The sequence below is a fragment of the Rhodococcus sp. Leaf233 genome (genome assembly GCF_001426165.1).
Lineage (GTDB): Bacteria > Actinomycetota > Actinomycetes > Mycobacteriales > Mycobacteriaceae > Rhodococcoides > Rhodococcoides fascians.
The window spans coordinates 342,495-360,549 of the sequence record NZ_LMRO01000009.1 but is presented as its reverse complement, the minus strand read 5'-3'; the positions used below and the strand labels follow the sequence as shown (position 1 = coordinate 360,549).

Here is an 18,055-nt window from a genome sequence, read left to right as displayed (position 1 = left end):
AGATCAGAGTTCGATTTCGATGTCGCCCTCAGCAGTGTTGACACAGATCCGAACCGCTTGCCCCGTAGGTTCGGAGATATCCCCGTTACGTAGGTCACGTAAACGCCCCTTCCTCAGGGTACCTACGCACGTATGGCAGATGCCGATTCGGCAGCCGTACGTCAGATCCAGGCCGGCTTCCTCGCCCGCGGCGAGAATCGTTGTGCCGCCGTCGCACTCGACGTCCTTCTCGCTGTTGACGAAGCGCACGGTTCCGCCCTCACCAGCATCGTCTCCACCGCCGATGACGGGCTGGAAACTCTCGTAATGGAAGCGTTCCGACTCGCCCTGGTCTTTCCAGTACGAGCGCAGATCGTCGAGATGCTCGCCCGGACCGGAGCAGAATGCTTCTCGCTCACGCCAATCCGGGACCAGTTCGTCCAGTTCCGACGCCTTCATTCGACCTTCGTCACTGGTGATGCGTAGCTTCACCGTCAGCCCGTCGTGCTTGGCTTCCAGTTCCTCGAGCGTGTCCGCGAACATCAACTGTTCACGGTTGTGCACCGAGTGCACCACGACCACGTCACGGACCTGGTCGTGATGATCCAGGGATCGCAACATGCTGATGATCGGCGTGATGCCACTGCCGGCGCTGATGAACACCATCTTGTCCGGAACCGGACTCGGAATCGTGAACTCACCCTCGACCTCGCTGAGCCGGACGATGTCGCCGGTTCTGATGGTGCCCACCAGATACGGCGACACGGTCCCCGACGGCACGAGCTTGGGACTGACGCTGACCAACCCGTCCTCGGGGTCAGGATCGGACGTGAGGGAGTACGCCCGCCAGTGATAGCGGCCGTCGATGAGCACCCCGAGCCGTACGTACTGGCCCGGCGTGTGGCCCTGCCACTCGAAACCGGGACGGATGTACACCGACACGGCCTCGGATCCCTCGGGAACCACACGTTCGACTTTGCCGCGGAGCTCACGAGTGGTCCACAGCGGATTGATCATCGACAGGTAGTCGTCGGGCCGGAGCGGATTGAACAACGACCGGACTGCGCGCAGCATCGTCCGTCTCACAAAAGAAACCTGGGGCTTGGCCCCCCGTTCAGCCATACTCAACGGTAACCCCGGGCGGCCTGCCGCGCGCCGGAATTGCTCAGACTCGAATGAGACTGCTACACAACATGAACAGAACCGGGAAATACCGACCGGTCAGCGTGCTCGCGACACTCGGTCTCCCAAGGCGGCACTGACCTTGCCATACCAGCCCAGCGGCCGGGTACCTCGAGTGGGTACATCCGCCAACAACGCCTCGGCTGTTTCCTCGGCATCGATCTTGTTGTCGCCGATGCCACCGGTCGCCCCGCGCTTGGCCCACCCCACCACGTAACACCCGGGCACCGGAGTGCCGTCGGCCGCGGTGACGCGGCCGCCCTCGTTACGGATGGTGCCGGTGATGTCGTCGAACGGGACGCCCGGCGACGGTGTTCCGCGATAACCGATCGCGAGCAGCACCAGCTCCGTCGAGAGAGTGACCGCGTGTTCACCCACTCCCACCTCGATGGACTCCACCGAGCCCTGCCCATGCACAGCAGAAGGTGCCCGCCCGAAGGCGAACACGATGCGACGCCCGTGCGCGCCGGATCCGAGATCGACTCGGGCCGCACCGGCCAGCGCCGATGCGGGAGCGGACAACGGCAGCCGGTCGATCGCGTCGAAAATTCCGTCCGGTCCCGCCACGACGACGTCGACTCCGGCGCGATCGACGAGCGCCTTGCACTCCGATCGTGTGAATGCCGCGAACTCCGGTCCTCGTCGAGCCAGGACGACCACCTCTCGCACGCGATTGCGACGGAGCTCTGCCAACGCGTGTGGGGCGATCTCGGTTCCGTTCAGAGAATCGGGATCGGCCGTGAGAATGCGCGCGGCGTCGAGGGCGACGTTACCGTTGCCGATGATGGTGACGCGGTCGACGCCCGTGAGATCGATGGCGTCGGCGGGGACGTCGGGATGCCCGGTGTACCAGCCGACCAGGGTGCGCGCGCTGACCGAATTGTCGAGATCGACACCGGGAATCTCGAGCGCTCGATCCTTGTCGGCACCGACGGCATAGACGACGGAGTCGAACTTTCGAGCCAGCTCGACGTGATCGACGTCCTTGCCCACCTCGATGCCGAGCTTCATCGTCACGCGTGGGTGCGCGAAGATTCCGCGAAAGTGCTCGCTGATGCGTCGAGTGCCGAGGTGGTCCGGTGCCACGCCGTAGCGCGCCAGACCGCCTGCGGTCGGCAGCCGGTCGTAGAACGTGATCGTGGTTCCCGGCACGCGCAGCAGGGCTTGCGCGGTGTAGCAGGCCGCCGGACCGGTGCCCACTATGGCGATACTGACCGGAGGCAGCTCGTTGACCGTCGCCACCGGAAAGCGCGGCTCACCCCACTCCGCAACCGCCGGCTTGTCGCGGTAGTAATCCGCGTTGATCTCGGCGTAGATCTGCTGGTCCGGAGTCAACCGGGACACCCGGGTGATCGCGTCGACCGGGCACGCATCCGCACACGCACCGCAGTCGATGCACGATCGTGGATCGATGTACAGCAGCTCGGTCTTACCGAAATCCGGCTCGTCGGGGGTCGGATGAATGCAGTTGACCGGGCACACCGACAGGCAGGATGCGTCGTTGCAACAGTTCTGCGTGATCGCGAACGGCATGGGTTATCGGATGTCCTTCACGGCCTCGAAAAGAGTGGTCAGAGCATGTGCAGACGACGGTAGATCATCTCCGCCGGCTTGGTGATCAAACCGCAGTCGAGAAGAAATGCCATCAGATGCTCGCTCGAGGTGCGCATCATCGTGTGGTGGTGGGCGTTGTTCTTCGCTTCCTTCACCGCACGGTCGACATCGAGGCCCGCTGCTGCGTAGACCTCCTTGTTGACCATGTTGGACACGATCAGTCGAGCGGCGATCGCGACGACGAGCGCGCTGGCCTTGCGGCGAGCCGGACTCTTGCCTTCGATGTCTTCACGCATCTGCGCGCGCGCGAACGTCATGTGCCGCGATTCCTCGACGACATGGATCTTGCTGGTGGTGCGCACGAGGGGCAGGACGTTCTCGCCGCGCATCCAGTCGCGCTGCATGACGTCGAGAACTTCTTCGGCGACGAGGATGCCGCCGTAGGCGACCTCGGCGGAGGCCAGGGCCTTGAATCCGCGGCCGAGTTCGATGCTCGACCGGCGCGGCAGGTACGCCTTGATGCCCATCTTCTGGCATGCCCGAGCGAACATGATCGAGTGACGGCACTCGTCGGCGATCTCGGTGAGCGCGAACTGGAAATCCGAGTTGGACGAGTCCTTGCAGTACTGATCGCGCAACACCATCTGCTGCAGGATCATCTCGAACCAGATGCCGGTGCTCATGATCGAGCAGACCTCGTGGCGAGTGAGCGTGATGCGCTGTTCTTCGCTCATCTCGTCCCACAACTTCGTGCCGTAGAGCGTGCTCCACTCCGGATTGAGACCGTAGAGGGACGGATCGAGATCGGCCTCCCAGTCGACCTCTTCGGCCGGGTCGTACGACAGCTGGGCGGCGGAATCGAGCAAACGTGCGGAAACATCCTCGGGCTCGAGGACATCGTTCCTGGAGAGTGTGCTGGTCATCGCCGTCGTTCCTTTCATCGTCGAACAGGAGTGGTTAGCTGTTACGGAGATTACCAGGTACTTGTCGACACAGATAGTCACTCGGGCAGAATCGCCCGAATTCTTTTCGTCGGGGCACCTAGAGTTCGAGCGTGCAGAGAACGAAGAAGCGCCAGTGATCGCAGCACTGAGGTCCGCCCTCGCCCGCACCCCGATGCGCCTCTACGCGGCGGGAATGGTGTCGGCCAACGCCATCGGGGCGGTCATCGTCTTCGTGTTGGCGCGGTTCATCCTGCCGCTGCCGGTCGGATCCGAAGAGATCTTGTTCTGCTCTGGAGGTCACTCCGCAGGCTGCGCTCCTGACCGCAATTACCTGGCGTTCTTCGTCTACCTGCCGGTGGCTATTTGCATCGGCATCGCGCTCGGACTTCGCGTCGCGAGACCGCTCGTCGAGTGGCTGCACACCGGCGGCACGCCGTCGGACGAGACCACGATCGCCGTGATCCGGCTACCCCTCCGGCAACTCGGCGTGCACGTTCTGTTGTGGGCCCTCGGTGTGGCGGTGTTCGTCGGCGTCAACGCCTCGGCCGGGGCTGCACTGTCGATCATCGTGGCCATCGCCGTCAGTTTCGGCGGACTGGCGACGTGCTCGCTGGGCTACCTGGTAGCCGAACGCACCCTGCGGCCGATCACCGCGGCTGTGATGGAGGTCAGCGAGGTCACCGACGCCGCGGCACTCGGCGTGAAACTGCGCGTCGTCCTGATCTGGGTACTGAGCACGGCCATTCCCATCCTGGGGCTGGGGCTGATCGGACTCGGCCGACTGATCGATACCGTCATACCCCCGGACGTCGACCTGTCCCCCGCTATGGTCTCGCTCTCTGCCATCGCCCTCGTCGTCGGCTTCGGCGGCATGTTCCTCGTCGGTCGCTCGGTGTCCGATCCGCTGCAGCAGGTGAGCTCTGCCATGCAGCGAGTGGAGGCCGGTGCCACCGATACCCGCGTCGACGTCTACGACGCGTCCGAGATCGGCAGGCTGCAGAACGGGTTCAACAAGATGGTCGTCGGTCTCGACGAGCGGGAGCGACTCCGTTCGCTGTTCGGCCGGCACGTGGGCCACGACGTCGCCCAGCGCGCGTTGGCCAGCGCGCCCCGTCTCGGCGGCGAAAACCGGACCGTCGCCGTCCTGTTCATCGACCTGGTCGGCTCGACCGCACTGGCCGAGCGCGAATCCGCCGCGACGGTCGTGGACCTGCTCAATCGATTCTTCGCAGTGGTCGTCGAACACGGCGAGCGCAACGGCGGCTTCGTCAACAAGTTCGAGGGCGATGCCGCCCTGCTGATCTTCGGCGCTCCGGTCGATCATCCCGACCCGGCCACCGCGGCGCTGCGCACTGCACGCACCCTCGCCGCCGCGCTTCGAGCCGACGGCGGATTCGAGATCGGCATCGGCGTCACGTACGGGCCGGTGATCGCCGGCAACATCGGGGCCGAGTCCCGTTTCGAGTACACCGTCATCGGCGACACGGTGAATCAGGCTGCGCGGCTCACCGATCTCGCAAAAGACGACCCCGACACCGACGTGCTCACATCGTCGAAGGTGCTCGAACACGCAATCTCGGACGAGCGGCAACTGTGGGAATCGGGTCGGTCCGTGACCCTTCGCGGGCGATCCGCACCGACGGTTCTGGCGGCTCCGATACTGCGCGGCCAACAGGCGAGCACACGGTAGAAAATTCGAAGGTTTCCCTTTCGGTGCCGATGGGGCATACCCCCCGAACCAACCCACCCATCGCGCTGGCGCGAGACATTTGCTGGTACAACGTCTCTCGCTCCGAAAGGCACCCATGCCCGCAATTCTGTTCGGCTCCATCAGCACTCTCGTCGACACCTCCGAGCTACAGCGACGCTCGTTCAACGAGGCCTTCGCCGCCCACGATCTGAACTGGAACTGGTCGCAGGACGACTATCGGTCCATGCTCGGATCGAACGGTGGCGCCGACCGCATCAGCGAATACGCGTCGAGCACCGGAACCGAGGTGGACGCGGCCGCAGTGCACGCCACCAAGTCCGAGATCTTCCAGCGATTGATCGGCGAATCCGACGTCAAGACGCGACCGGGCGTGGCCGACACGATCGACTCCGCGAAAGCGAACGGGTTGAAGGTCGGCTTCGTGACCACGACCTCGCGAGAGAACATCGACGCACTGCTCGCTGCCCTGTCTCCCGAGCTCACTGCCGATTCGTTCGACATCATCGTCGACGCCTCGTCGGTCGACGCTGGCAAGCCCGACCCCGCGTCGTACGAATTCGCCTTGAAGACGTTGGGCGAGAACGCGTCCGACAGTGTGGCGATCGAGGACAACGCCGGTGGAGTGCAGGCGGCAGCGGCAGCGGGCGTCACCTGTGTCGCGTTCCCGAACGAGAACACTGCCGGTACCGATTTCGGCTCGGCCACCGACACCGTCGATGCACTCGATCCCGAGCGCGTCCGCGCCCTGATTTCAGCCTGAGCGGAGCCTGCGGAGTGAGCATTTTGCCCGATCCTTCATCCATCTCAGGAGCAACAAGTGAGTAATCTTCAGGCCCAGGTCGTCGCCGGCGACAGATCGTTTCGTGTCGAGGGATACGAGCGGATCGAATACGACTTGATCTACGTCGACGGAGTGTTCGCGATCGAGAACACCGAATTGGCCGACAGCTACCGTCCGTACGGGCGCGCCCTGATGGTTGTCGACGAATCGGTGCACGCCATCTACGGCGACCGGATCGGTGCATACTTCGATCACCACGGTATCGCCCTGACAGTGGTGCCGGTCCACATTGCGGAGACCGCGAAATCACTGGAGACGTTCGAGCGCATCGTCGGCGAGTTCGACGCGTTCGGTCTCGTGCGAACCGAGCCGGTCCTCGTGGTGGGTGGTGGATTGACCACGGACGTAGCCGGTTTCGCGTGCGCGAGTTACCGCCGAAACACTCCCTACATCCGCATTCCCACCACGTTGATCGGCCTGATCGATGCGAGCGTCTCGATCAAGGTAGCCGTCAACTACGGCAAGCACAAGAATCGTTTGGGGGCCTACCACGCCTCACAGAAGGTGCTGTTGGACTTCTCCTTCCTCGGCACATTGCCCGAGGATCAGGTCCGCAACGGGATGGCGGAGCTCATCAAGATCTCCGTGGTCGGCAACCTCGAGATCTTCGAGTTGCTCGAGCAGTACGGCCCGGAACTGCTACGCACCCGGTTCGGCCACCTCGACGGAACTCCTGAGTTGCGTTCGGTCGCAGACCGTTTGACGTACTCGGCAATCGCGACGATGCTCGAGCTCGAGGCACCCAACCTGCACGAGATCGACCTCGACCGAGTCATTGCATTCGGGCACACGTGGAGTCCCACGCTCGAGCTCACGCCGCCCGCGCCGTTCTTTCACGGCCACGCGATCAACATCGACATGGCCCTGTCGACGACGGTCGCCGAACAACGCGGCCACCTGTCGACGGCTGATAGAGACCGCGTGCTCGGAGTCATGAGCAGCATCGGACTGGCATTGGACAGCCCGTACCTGACACCCGAGTTGCTGACCGAGGCAACAGCATCCATACTCAAGACTCGGGACGGGATTCTGCGTGCCGCGGTGCCCGACCCGATCGGCACCTGCCGCTTCCTCAACGACCTGGAACCTCGCGAACTGGCCGACGTCCTGTCGTTGCACAAGAAGATCTGTCTGGACTTCCCACGGGCGGGCGAGGGTCTCGACATGTTCACCGCACCCACGCCGTGACCGATGCAGCCATGACGCCGCGTCCGGTCACCCCGACGACGATCCTGGCGCGCGAGCTCAGCGAGATAGCCTCGCTACTCGACGCCGACGCCGGGGTGACCGACGAGTTGACCACCCGTGTTCATCGGGCCCGCGATCTCGCCGCGGGACTCGACCCGTATCTCGACACCTGCACCACCTCCGAATCTGCGGCACTGGCCACGTTGGCGTCGCGGACCCGCTCTGCGGATTGGGGATCACGCAACGTGGTCTCCGGTTCCGGGCCCCTGGAGATGGAAATGCTCTCCGGCCATGTGGAGGGACGCTTCCTGGCGTTTCTCGTGCACATGACGCGGGCGACTCGGGTGCTCGAGATCGGTATGTTCACCGGTTACTCGGCGTTGGCGATGGCCGAGGCGCTGCCCGCGGGCGGCGAGGTCGTCGCCTGCGAGGTGGATCCGTACGTGGCCGAGTTCGCGCAGTCCTGCTTCGCGGAATCGACTGCAGGATCTGCCATCTCGGTGCAGGTAGGGCCTGCGCTCGACACTCTTCACGGGCTCGACGGGAAGTTCGATCTGGTGTTCGTCGACGCCGACAAGAGCGGATACCGCGGGTACGTGGAGTACCTGCTCGAGAGCGATCTGCTCTCCGACGGTGCCGTGATCGCCGTCGACAACACCCTGTTGCAGGGTCAGCCCTACGCTCCGCAGCCGAACGAGAACGGCCGGGCCATCGCCGAGTTCAACGACTATGTCGCGAACGACCCTCGCGTGGAACAGGTTCTGATTCCGTTGCGCGACGGTGTCACACTGATCCGGCGCACATGATCCGCACCGTTGCGGCGCTGATCGGCCTCACGGTCACCCTCCCCGTCGACCTCGCGGCGGTGGGGGTGGCGGCGCTGCGAGGTACCCGGCCCGTCGCCCATCGAACCGATTCGCCCAGAACGATTCTGATCAGTGGCGGCAAGATGACCAAAGCCTTGCAACTCGCACGGTCCTTCCATCTCGCCGGCCATCGGGTGATCCTCGTGGAATCGGCGAAGTACCGCTGGACCGGACATCGTTTCTCCCGCGCTGTCGACCGTTTCCATTGCATTCCCGACCCGGGTGATTCGGGATATGCGCAGGCTCTGCTGGACATCGTGCGCCGCGAGGGCGTCGACGTCTTCGTGCCCGTGGCAAGCCCGGCCGCGAGTATTCACGACGCCGACGCGCGTGCACTCCTCGATGCGCACTGCGAGGTGATCCACGGCGACGCGGATACCGTACGGATGGTCGACGACAAGTCCCGATTCTCCGAGCACGCGGCGTCATTGGGACTCCGTGTTCCCGACTTCAGGCGCATCACCGACCCCGCCCAGATCGACGAGTTCGAGTTCGAGCCGGGTCGTGAGTACATCCTCAAGCGGATCTCGTACAACCCGGTCGGCCGAATGGATCTGACACGGCTGACCGCGCACACGCCGGAACGCAACTCCGCGTTCGCCCGGAGCCTGCACATTACCGAAAACGACCCGTGGATCCTGCAGGAATTCATCGCCGGACAGGAGTACTGCACGCACGGCACGGTGCGCGAGGGTCGCCTGCAGGTGTACGGCTGCTGCGTGTCGTCCGCCTTCCAGGTGAACTACGAGATGGTGGACAAGCCCGAAATCCTGCGCTGGGTAGAGACATTCGTCTCCTCGCTCGACACCACCGGGCAGCTTTCGTTCGACTTCATCGAGTCCGCCGCCGACGGACGGATCTACGCCATCGAATGCAACCCGCGCACCCACTCGGCCATCACGATGTTCTACGACCACCCCGACCTGGCTGCCGCGTACCTCGACGACGGGCATGCCGAGATCGTGCCGCGTGCGACGGCCCGGCCGACGTACTGGATCTACCACGAGCTGTGGCGTCTGATCACCGAGGGTGATCGAGTATCTCGGCTCCGCACCATCTTTCGAGGCAAGGACGCCATCCTCACCGGTTGGGATCCCCTGCCGTATCTGTTGGTACATCATCTTCAGATTCCGTCGTTGCTGATCCGGAACCTCCGCGAGCGGCGTGGCTGGTCCCGAATCGATTTCAACATCGGCAAACTCGTGGAAAACGGAGGCGACTGATGACGTTGTCGGTCGTGGTGCTCGTCGGGTCCTCGGTGGACCGCTTTCACAGTGATCTCTCTCGGGTCTACGCCGGCGGCTTCCTGGGTGCCCTCGGTAACGACCCCGCGTACGGTTTCGAGATCGCGTTCGTCTCTCCCGGCGGCCTCTGGAGTTTCCCCACCGATCTCGAGGATTCGAGTATCGCTGCGGCGCAGCAGATGCCGTTGGCACAGGCGGTGGAGTACATCGCGGTGCGAGACTTCGACGTCATGGTTCCGCAGATGTTCTGCATGCCGGGTATGACGACGTACCGCAGCCTGTTCGATCTACTGGGCGTGCCCTACCCCGGCAACGGTCCGGACCTGATGGCGTTGACGGCGAACAAGGCCCGCGCCCGCGCAGTCGTCGCGGCGGCCGGCGTGCGTGTTCCCGACGGCGTGGTCGTCCGATCCGCCGACGACGTGATGGACCTCGCCCTGCCGGTCGTGGTCAAGCCCGTGGATTCCGACAACTCGATGGGTGTCTCGCTGGTCCACGAGTCCGACGGGCTGGCACCCGCGATTCGAGAGGCTCTGACGTATTCGCCTGCGGCACTGGTGGAGACGTACGTTCCACTGGGTCGTGAAGTTCGGTGCGGGATCATCGTCCGAGATGGCGAACTCGCGTGCTTGCCCCTCGAGGAGTACGCTGTGGACTCCGTCCGCAGTAGTGCGGACAAGCTGAATCGCACATCCGACGGCGATCTCTACCTGGTCGCGAAAGAGCAGACCAGAGCCTGGACGGTCGACGTCTCGGATCCGATCACCGAAAAAGTCTGGGCAGCAGCACGATCGAGTCACATCGCACTGGGATGTCGGCACTACGGCCTGTTCGACTTCCGCATCGACCCGGACGGCGAGCCGTGGTTTCTCGAAGCCAGCCTCTACTGCTCCTATTCGCCGTCCAGCGTGTTGGCGGTGATGGCCGCGGCCGCGGGCATCACCGTCGAAGAATTGTTCGCATTCGCGCTCGAAGAACTGCCGGTGAAGGAGTCGTCGTCATGACGTTGGGAATCGAGATGGCCGATCTGAACTTGGAATCGGTTTCAATAGAGCAACTTCGAGAGCTCCTCGCCGAACACGGGGTGTTGATCCTGCCGAACCAGCCCGTCGACGATCAGCGCTTCCTGGCGTTCCTGCGCCGGTTCGGAGAGTTGATGTTCACCGAAGGCGAGACGCCTGTTCCCGACTGTCCGGATCTGAACGTCATCAGCAACGTCGGCCGCTCCACGCCGCCGAAGTCCACGTTCCACGTCGACACCACCTACATTCCGAATCCACCCGCCTACACCGCGTTACGCGCGGTCGAAGTTCCCGCGGCCGGAGGCAGTACGTTGTTCAGCGACCAATACGCCGCATACGAGACGCTTCCAGCGGAAATGAAGGAGCATTTGGCCGGGCGCACGGTGACGCACAGAGTGACCGGCGTGGCGTCGGATGCCGATTCTTCCGCCGACCATCCCCTCTTCGCCGTTCACCCGATATCGGGACGCACCGCGCTGTCGCTGTCCGCGCCCGCTCGCTGTGTCGCGATCAGCGGACTGACCGAAGACGAAGCACGAGACACCGTTCGCTACCTCGTGGAGCATTCGACGAGGGAGGACAACCTGCTGCGGCACAACTGGTCCCCCGACGACATGGTGATGTGGGACAACAGGTGTGTGATGCACCGCGCGGATCACAGCGGGGTGGTCGGCAACCGGGTGATGCACCGCGGGATGGTGGCGAGCACCCACCCGACTGCCTCTATGTGACCGATGACTCAAAGATTTGCCGCCGCGGCGAACGCCCGGAGAATCGAGTCATGACTTCCCCCTTGGCGATCAGCCGCGAAACAGCCGTCGGCGCCGAAGCTCGTCTGTCCTGGATCCTGTCCGGGCTGGCAGGCATGGTGGGTGCGGTCGCGTTCCTGCATTCCGCCGGCTACTTCGTGACCTTCATGACCGGCAACACCGAACGAGCCGTCGTCGGACACTTCGGCCATCCGGAGGGCAAGGAGGTGGCACCGGGGGCGTCACCCTGGGCCGCATTGGCCCTCATGGCCGCGTTTCTCGGCGGCGTGATCGTCTCGTCGATCTGTCGGCGCCGCTACTGGTCCAACCACCCCCATGGAGCGACGGTGTTGACCACCGTTGCGCTGGGAGCGGCGGGTCTGATCGACATCGCCGTCTCCGGGTGGTCGTCGGCAAACGTGAACTTCTACCCGATCCTCCTCGTCGCCTTCGCGCTGGGCGCGTTGAACACCGCGTTCACGAAGAAGGAGGAGACGTACATCCCGCTCAGTTACGTCACCGGAACGGTAGTCAAGCTCGGCCAGGGAATCGAGCGTCACCTCTTCGGCGGCGGAACACACTACGACTGGCTCTGCTACGCAACGCTTCTGGGCTCCTTCGCGGCGGGAGGTGCTGTCGGTGCGTTCATCGGCGTCGTGATCACCGGGCCGCAGGTGCTACTGCTCACTGCGCTCATCAGCTTCGGTGCAACGATCTTCACGTTCACACACACCGAACGGAACTCGTTGCTCGGCTGATCGGTGGCTGATCGGCTAATCGGTGACCATCGGGGATGCGCCGACGATCGTGCGCAGCATTCGGTCGACGACGGGACGTGGCAGCCGCGATCCGATCAGCACCTGCCTCCCCACGAGACCCTCGATCATGACGACGAGCATCTCCGCATCCCCCTGGGGGTCTTCGGATTCCAACGACGCGACTATCCACTGGGTGTACGCGACGAACGCGGCCCGCTGAGAGTCGAACAGATCGCGGATTTCCCGATCGTGTTGCGCTTCACCGAGCAGGATGCTGCGCGCGATCACTCTTTTCGTTGCTTCTCCGGTGGTCATCGCCTCGATGAAGTCGATGATGCGGTTCACGACGATGTCCACGGTGAGTGGTTTGACGTCGACCAGACCACCGAAGGTCGCGCCGGCAGTGTCGTAGTCGCGGGCGAACAACAACTCGAGCGCCAGGTGCAACAGTCGTCCGCGAGTGGGCGCGTGGTAGTTGACCGACCCGGGGCTCAATCCTGCTGCAGCGTCGACCGCCCGGTGCGTCAAGCCGCGAAAACCTTGCGTTGCCAACACTTCGATTGCTGCCGCGGCGATTTCGTCGCGCCGACGCACTCTCGACTCGTCGTCCTTGGGACGGGCAGGACTCATACCACGGAGTCTAGTGCCCCACCATTGACAGTCGCCGAAGTCACGTCGTAGTCTCAACCGATGTTGAGGAACCCCGCCCGATGAGCCGCGGCCCGTCGCGACGACAAATGATGGTGGGTGCCGCCGCGGCTGCGGCCACGGCTGTGTTCGGCCCCGCAGCACGAGCGGTCGCAGCTCCCGGCACCGGTTCGAGCGAACACTGCGGCGAGCGGTATCAGGGCTACCGCGACATCGACCGAGGACGGCCCTATGCCCATTTCTTCGCCGCACGGACGACACCGGCACCGGCCGTCGTGACCGACGCAGTCGGCGGGCCGCCGATAGCGCCCGAGTGGGTCCCGCACTTCGATTCCATCACAACCGATCTCGCGCCGACGGGATATTCGGCGATCGAAACCGGCTACGGACGACGCGCCGACGGCATGACGTTCGTGGCGGTGCGCACCGCGATGCCCCGGGTCACGGCAGCGATGTGGGATTGGTGGTTCGGTTGGCATTCCGCCGAGGCGGCCCGCTACAAACTGTGGCACCCCGATGCCCACCTCCACGCCGCACTCGCCGAGGACCGGACGGCCCACGCGATTCCGGACAGGGCGAAGTACATCGGCAACACATCGTTCGTCGACGAGTACGTCGGCCCGAAGCTTCAGCAGCTGGGTATCGGCTTCCGTGACCCTGTTGCACACGGTTTCGACGTTCCCCCAGACCAGACGGTCGTCTTCGGCCGAGTGGGAAGTTCCATCGCACCGGTGGATCTGGGCTGGCTCGCCCATCAGGTTCGGCCGGTGCAGGGCGGTGCCGAGATGCGCAGCCGGTTCTATCTGAACCTACGGGGATTGCACGTTCCCGATCCGAAGCAGGCCGTGTGCGCAGTTCGCCGGGGTGCGTCCGTGGATCCGGGCGACCTCGTTCTCGGACTCGACCTCGCCCGAGATCTGCTGCTGCACTGCGGACAGGAGATGAACCACCTCGCAGGGTTTCTGCCGGAGCTGCACGCAGAGTTCGGCGGTTGATCCGTCCACGAGGGGCAGCTAGTGGCCCAAGAATACTTTCGCCAGCACGATGAGAGCCGCGACGGCGGCAGTGGCGAGCCCGATCACCAGGGCCCGAAACGTCGGACGGTTCCCGCGAATTCGTTCCGTGACAATCGGTATGGTGGCGATTCGTACGACGATCACCGCACCGGCCAGTAGTTCGGCCCATTGCGCCGGAAGCACCGACAGCCACCCGAGCGCCAGCATGGCCGCCGGAAACGTCCCGGAGCTCAGAATGGGGACTGCATCCCGGAATTCCTCGATGGCCTCGAACGTGCGCTGTTCGTCCGTCGCATCACCGTGCGCCTCCGGTATCTGGCTCCCGGCGACGAAATCTGCGAACACATGCGCGAGAAAGGTCGTTGCCGCAGTGGCCGCTACGAGAACAGCCGCCGTCCCGTGCCCGATGGAACTCGGCGTGGAGGCGGCAACCGCGGCGAGGACCAGGATGTTGCCGTAGATGTACGCCGAGAGCCTCCTGGCCGCCCGAACGGGCGTCAAGGGGCCGTCGGACCGGGTGACCAACCGACGGTAGAGATGTGTGCCGCCGGGGCGGTGTCCGGGATCGGTCATGCTGCAGATCGTCGCACGTGGCGGGCGATCGGTCGACGAATCATCCCTGCTGGTCGGCCAACCACTGCCGAATATCGTCCGTGACGGGCTCGACCATGTCGTCGTACTCGTGATGTTCGCCGACGAACGCGGCCACCAACGGACAGATCGGAACGGCGTGCTTGTTCTCGGAACGCGTCGCGTCGAGCGCGTGCCGAACGACGATCGTGGCCAGACCACGTCCGCCGTAGGCCGCATCCACTTCGGTGTGGAAGAAGACGCGCCTGCCCTGCTCGTCGTCGGCGAACTCGGTGAAGCCGACCTGTGTGCCCTCGACCGAAATCGTGAACCTGTCTGCCTGCTGGTCGATCTCGACCTCGACACCGGTTTTGTCGACCGTCATTCGCACTCCTCGTTCGTCACAGGCGCACACCGCACCCGTTTGCACGATCGTCCCTCGAGACCGCGCGTCTGTACAACGAAGGGAAGTTGTCACGGCTCCCCCTGAAGGTCCGGCTCGTCACCGCGGATGGTCTCGGTGTGGATGGTCGACAGATCTCGCAAGAGTTCCGATGCCATGATCACCGACAATTCCGCGCCGGTGTGAAAGACATGGACGATCTTCTGCTCCGCCCACAGGGCCGGGCTCGACACGTTGAAGCCGGGAAACGCCATGATCACTGCCGTCGTGCGATCGTCCAACGGCTTGTTCAGTGCGATCTGTGCGCCCTTGTCCTGTGGGTCCTCTCGTCTCCACCCCCTTCGGCTCAGCGCGAGCAGTTGTTCGGTAGTGGTCTTTCGTCCTTCGAGTGCGGACATCGCAGATGCGACATCCGCACGGAACACCTCGCGTCGAACCTGCGCGAAGGGCTGCTCCGGCATGAACTCCCAGCTGCCGAGCACAGTGTCCATCGTTGCCGGGTGCGCCACGACAACCGGATCCTCGTCCCGAACCTCGACATCGCGACCGTCGGCACCGACAGGGACGCGCAACTCGGAGGATCGGAAACAGCGACCGTTCGTTGTCGACCACACCAGACGCCCGCAGAGTTGCCAGGTCAACGGATGACCGACGAGATGCGCCCGAACCTGTGCCATCGTCCAACGCCGCTGGTTCACCATTGCCTTTTCGAAACGAGAAATGAGTTCAGCGCGCACGCCGTCGAGATCTTTCCGGAGTTCGGTGTACCGACGGTATTCCTCACGCGCGCTGTCGGAATCGCCACGACCGGGCCGAGGCACGCGGTCGCGGGGTCTACCGTCACTGTCTTCGACCACGATTCGTAATGCGTGATCGAACCTGAGCACGAACGTTCGATCCCCGTAATCGAAGGTCGTCGTTCCGTCCTCGTCCAGCCCCAGGTTCGGCACCAGTCGATCGGCAAGTTCGAGCGGAGTCAGACCGAGCTCGTCGGCAATTCGATGAATCAAGTTGTCGGCCTTGGCCCGAAGCGCAGGAAACCGCAGCCCCTGGGAGATCGACCACAGGTGGCCGAGCGCTGCGTCGGTGCCGATCGAGGCGAGGGCATCGAGCCCCATCGCGGCACGTCGGTGCCCGGACTGCAGCGGCCAGGTCTTGATCAACGGAGTCAGCCGCCGCGCCGTATCGTCGTCGCCCACCGTCCCGAGCGCGTCGAGAGCCCAGCTCTGCGCCTCCGGGAAGCCGGCCCGCGACCATCTCTCGAACACGTCCCAGACGAGATCGACCAGCCCACGCCGATCGACGAGTTCTCGAACGATATCGACTCCGGCGTACACCTCATCCATACGAGACAGGGCGAGCATCGTGCAGATATGGCGTACCGCGTCGCCCGGAAGCCGAGCGCCTTCTCCCCGTGAAGTCAACGGCGGAAGCAACACCGGGTCGAGCCAGTCGGGGATCTGCGGAATGTGTCGCGGCAGCGCGGACAGAGGATCTGCGTCGACGATGCCCTCTACCGCTGCGCCGGCAGACTCTCCGTACGACCGAGCTGCGGTGACCACGGCGTCACGATGCCCCCGCCGCGCCAGAGTGCGCAATGCTTGTTCGGCGAGCGTCCGTTTCGGCCCGAGGTGGCCGAGAGCGAGGGGAACGAGATCAATTGCTGCAGTGTTGATATGGCGATCGAACCACTCGAATGCCACCGGCCTGAAAGACTTCTTGTGTAACCATTCGAGCATTGTCGCTGTCACGATCTCACCGACGATGGGGAGCAGAACCTGCGCTTGCCCGGCCGGCGCGGCGAGGACGGCCCGAAGCACGAAGTCGAGTGCATCCTCCTCGAATCGGGCCAGCAGGCGCCGAAGGGCGCTCACGTCTCGATACCCGTAACGCGGTGTGGGGGCGTACGCCAGAACCGGGCGTAACAGACGCTCCGGGGCATACGCGAGTTCGTGCATCGACCAGTAACCGGCACCTCTACCGAAGGCGGCGACCACCTCCGGCCAGTCTCGGCGCCCCAGATAGGGCACGTAACCATCGACGGCTTCGACCCACTGGCGTTGCTCGTCGACGCGCCAGACGATACGCGGCGGCGATCGGGGATGATCGAGCCGAATTACCCGATTGTCATCCCGATCGGCAAGGTCGGCCCGGTCGAGCCACGGCGGATCACGGAGCAGCGCGGGCACATCCGCTGGATCGAGAGTCGGGACAGCCACGTGCTCGGATTTCGTCAACTCCGGGTGGACTCGCTCGAGATCCCGGCGCAGCCGCTCGGCCTCCGGACCCGATGCGCCGGGCAGTAACCGTGCGGCCCGCTCGGGAGATCGACCTATTGCATCGATCATGGCGGGCTCTGCGTACTTGCTGCCCAACCGGGCAAGTAGGTGCTCGAACCCCGAGTCGGTGTCGATCTCGCTCAGTATCCCGGCACACCATTTCTTGTGCTGCGCAGACAGATTGCCCTCGAAGAGCTCGGCAACGAAAGGCTCGACGCCCGGCCCGATATTAGCGCACAGCGCATAGACGAAGTTCATGCTCATCCCGGTGGACCAGAGTGCGTGATCTCGCGTTTCCTCGAGGGCGAGAACCTTGTCGATGGACTCGACCGAGTCGACGCTGGCCAGCAGGTAGTAGCAATAGCCCCGGTAGAAGCGGTGGACGGTGGTCGCCCGCTCGATGTCTGCTGCAACCCAGTGTTGTTGGGTCGGAAAGAGGAACGAAGTCAAGATATTGCACCCGATATGCACCCCGCGAAACGACGCGAGCCTGTCCACCGCGGCCGTGTAGTCCCCGTCGGGCAGGGCTGCCAATGCAGTCCGGACCCTGCTTGCTGCGGCGCCGAACGCGACGTTGCGAAGGTCGTCGGGATCTCGCTCGCCCAGCGAGTGCCGGGCGCGAGATCGATCCGGCACGAGCTCCCGGGTAACCAACTCCACACGTACCGCCTCGGCGAGCATCTCGGCGGCGAAGGTCGCACCGAATCGACCGATGACGAACTCCACGAATGGGACTCGCATAGTGTGCTCGGGCTGGTCGGTGACCACCGTCAGGGTCACAGCTGCGCCTGACGGGGTCACATCGGCACCCGACCCGAGCCCGTCGACGAATGCGTGCGCCGCCGCGGCGTACTGGGACACCGACTCGGGGTGGTCGACAGTTTCGCTGAACCGTTCAGCCGTTCGGCTGAGCAGATCGTCGATGGCGGCAGCTTTGGCAACGAGAGCTCGCGTGGCCGCACGAGCGCTGGTTCTCGGTTGTGGTGAGCGCCCGTGAAACGCCTCGCCGCGGCGCCACCACACTGCGGGAACCTGCCATTCGGTCTGCTGCGCACTCACCCGTCGACCCTAGATCAGGAACATCGAACGTACGGGTCGTCC

At 64.2% G+C, this 18,055-nt stretch carries 16 protein-coding genes; 9 read left to right on the top strand and 7 right to left on the bottom strand.

Features of this window, described 5'->3' with window-relative positions; genetic code table 11:
* Nucleotides 1–3 precede the first annotated feature (3 nt).
* The 3 genes from ASH04_RS12430 to ASH04_RS12420 all read right to left on the bottom strand — a co-directional run bounded on the left by ASH04_RS12430 (nucleotide 4) and on the right by ASH04_RS12420 (nucleotide 3,638).
* Nucleotides 4–1,101, bottom strand: a complete 1,098-nt coding sequence (locus ASH04_RS12430) for a ferredoxin reductase (RefSeq protein ID WP_052054647.1) — start codon at nucleotides 1,099–1,101, stop codon at nucleotides 4–6.
* Nucleotides 1,102–1,200: 99 nt separating this feature from the next.
* Nucleotides 1,201–2,694, bottom strand: coding sequence for an FAD-dependent oxidoreductase (locus ASH04_RS12425; RefSeq protein ID WP_051365042.1), 1,494 nt, complete (start codon nucleotides 2,692–2,694; stop codon nucleotides 1,201–1,203).
* Nucleotides 2,695–2,732: 38 nt separating this feature from the next.
* Nucleotides 2,733–3,638 (bottom strand): AurF N-oxygenase family protein, encoded by a 906-nt coding sequence (locus tag ASH04_RS12420; RefSeq protein ID WP_027495752.1) that lies wholly within the window; start codon nucleotides 3,636–3,638, stop codon nucleotides 2,733–2,735.
* A gap of 154 nt (nucleotides 3,639–3,792) precedes the next feature.
* On the opposite strand from ASH04_RS12420, the gene ASH04_RS12415 reads away from it, so the two are divergent.
* The 8 genes from ASH04_RS12415 to ASH04_RS12380 all read left to right on the top strand — a co-directional run bounded on the left by ASH04_RS12415 (nucleotide 3,793) and on the right by ASH04_RS12380 (nucleotide 12,038).
* On the top strand, nucleotides 3,793–5,349 hold the full coding sequence (locus tag ASH04_RS12415) for an adenylate/guanylate cyclase domain-containing protein (protein ID WP_143536228.1): 1,557 nt from the start codon (nucleotides 3,793–3,795) through the stop codon (nucleotides 5,347–5,349).
* 115 nt (nucleotides 5,350–5,464) lie between these two features.
* Nucleotides 5,465–6,130 carry an HAD-IA family hydrolase gene (locus ASH04_RS12410; RefSeq protein WP_032366799.1) on the top strand — a complete coding sequence of 222 codons (666 nt, stop codon included), beginning with the start codon at nucleotides 5,465–5,467 and terminating at the stop codon, nucleotides 6,128–6,130.
* A 57-nt stretch (nucleotides 6,131–6,187) separates the two neighbouring features.
* Nucleotides 6,188–7,399, top strand: coding sequence for a sedoheptulose 7-phosphate cyclase (locus ASH04_RS12405; protein WP_032374848.1), 1,212 nt, complete (start codon nucleotides 6,188–6,190; stop codon nucleotides 7,397–7,399).
* Between the two features lie 11 nt (nucleotides 7,400–7,410).
* The gene (locus ASH04_RS12400; protein WP_032391955.1) at nucleotides 7,411–8,205 is read left to right on the top strand and encodes an O-methyltransferase; all 795 of its coding nucleotides are present in this window, start codon (nucleotides 7,411–7,413) and stop codon (nucleotides 8,203–8,205) included.
* Nucleotides 8,202–9,488 (top strand): ATP-grasp enzyme, encoded by a 1,287-nt coding sequence (locus ASH04_RS12395; protein ID WP_032391891.1) that lies wholly within the window; start codon nucleotides 8,202–8,204, stop codon nucleotides 9,486–9,488. The genes ASH04_RS12400 and ASH04_RS12395 overlap by 4 nt, the downstream gene beginning before the upstream one ends.
* Entirely contained in the window at nucleotides 9,488–10,513 is a 1,026-nt protein-coding gene (locus ASH04_RS12390) for a D-alanine--D-alanine ligase family protein (RefSeq protein WP_057473639.1), read from the top strand. Before ASH04_RS12395 ends, ASH04_RS12390 begins: the two co-directional genes overlap by 1 nt.
* Nucleotides 10,510–11,262: a TauD/TfdA dioxygenase family protein gene (locus ASH04_RS12385; protein WP_057473638.1), complete on the top strand. Its 753-nt coding sequence runs from the start codon at nucleotides 10,510–10,512 to the stop codon at nucleotides 11,260–11,262. Before ASH04_RS12390 ends, ASH04_RS12385 begins: the two co-directional genes overlap by 4 nt.
* 50 nt (nucleotides 11,263–11,312) lie before the next feature.
* A complete protein-coding gene (locus ASH04_RS12380) occupies nucleotides 11,313–12,038 on the top strand; it encodes a YoaK family protein (protein ID WP_045842079.1) in 726 nt (241 codons plus the stop codon).
* Nucleotides 12,039–12,053: 15 nt separating this feature from the next.
* On the opposite strand, the gene ASH04_RS12375 is transcribed toward ASH04_RS12380, so the two are convergent.
* The gene (locus ASH04_RS12375; RefSeq protein ID WP_051365040.1) at nucleotides 12,054–12,668 is read right to left on the bottom strand and encodes a TetR/AcrR family transcriptional regulator; all 615 of its coding nucleotides are present in this window, start codon (nucleotides 12,666–12,668) and stop codon (nucleotides 12,054–12,056) included.
* 80 nt (nucleotides 12,669–12,748) lie between these two features.
* On the opposite strand from ASH04_RS12375, the gene ASH04_RS12370 reads away from it, so the two are divergent.
* On the top strand, nucleotides 12,749–13,681 hold the full coding sequence (locus ASH04_RS12370; protein WP_230591999.1) for a DAPG hydrolase family protein: 933 nt from the start codon (nucleotides 12,749–12,751) through the stop codon (nucleotides 13,679–13,681).
* Between the two features lie 18 nt (nucleotides 13,682–13,699).
* Here the strand turns inward: ASH04_RS12370 and ASH04_RS12365 are convergent, their stop codons facing one another.
* The 3 genes from ASH04_RS12365 to ASH04_RS12355 all read right to left on the bottom strand — a co-directional run bounded on the left by ASH04_RS12365 (nucleotide 13,700) and on the right by ASH04_RS12355 (nucleotide 18,013).
* The gene (locus ASH04_RS12365) at nucleotides 13,700–14,275 is read right to left on the bottom strand and encodes a hypothetical protein (protein ID WP_052053454.1); all 576 of its coding nucleotides are present in this window, start codon (nucleotides 14,273–14,275) and stop codon (nucleotides 13,700–13,702) included.
* A 40-nt stretch (nucleotides 14,276–14,315) separates the two neighbouring features.
* Nucleotides 14,316–14,657 carry a GNAT family N-acetyltransferase gene (locus ASH04_RS12360; protein ID WP_057473637.1) on the bottom strand — a complete coding sequence of 114 codons (342 nt, stop codon included), beginning with the start codon at nucleotides 14,655–14,657 and terminating at the stop codon, nucleotides 14,316–14,318.
* Nucleotides 14,658–14,746: 89 nt separating this feature from the next.
* The gene (locus tag ASH04_RS12355) at nucleotides 14,747–18,013 is read right to left on the bottom strand and encodes a DUF4132 domain-containing protein (protein WP_057473636.1); all 3,267 of its coding nucleotides are present in this window, start codon (nucleotides 18,011–18,013) and stop codon (nucleotides 14,747–14,749) included.
* Nucleotides 18,014–18,055 lie beyond the last annotated feature (42 nt).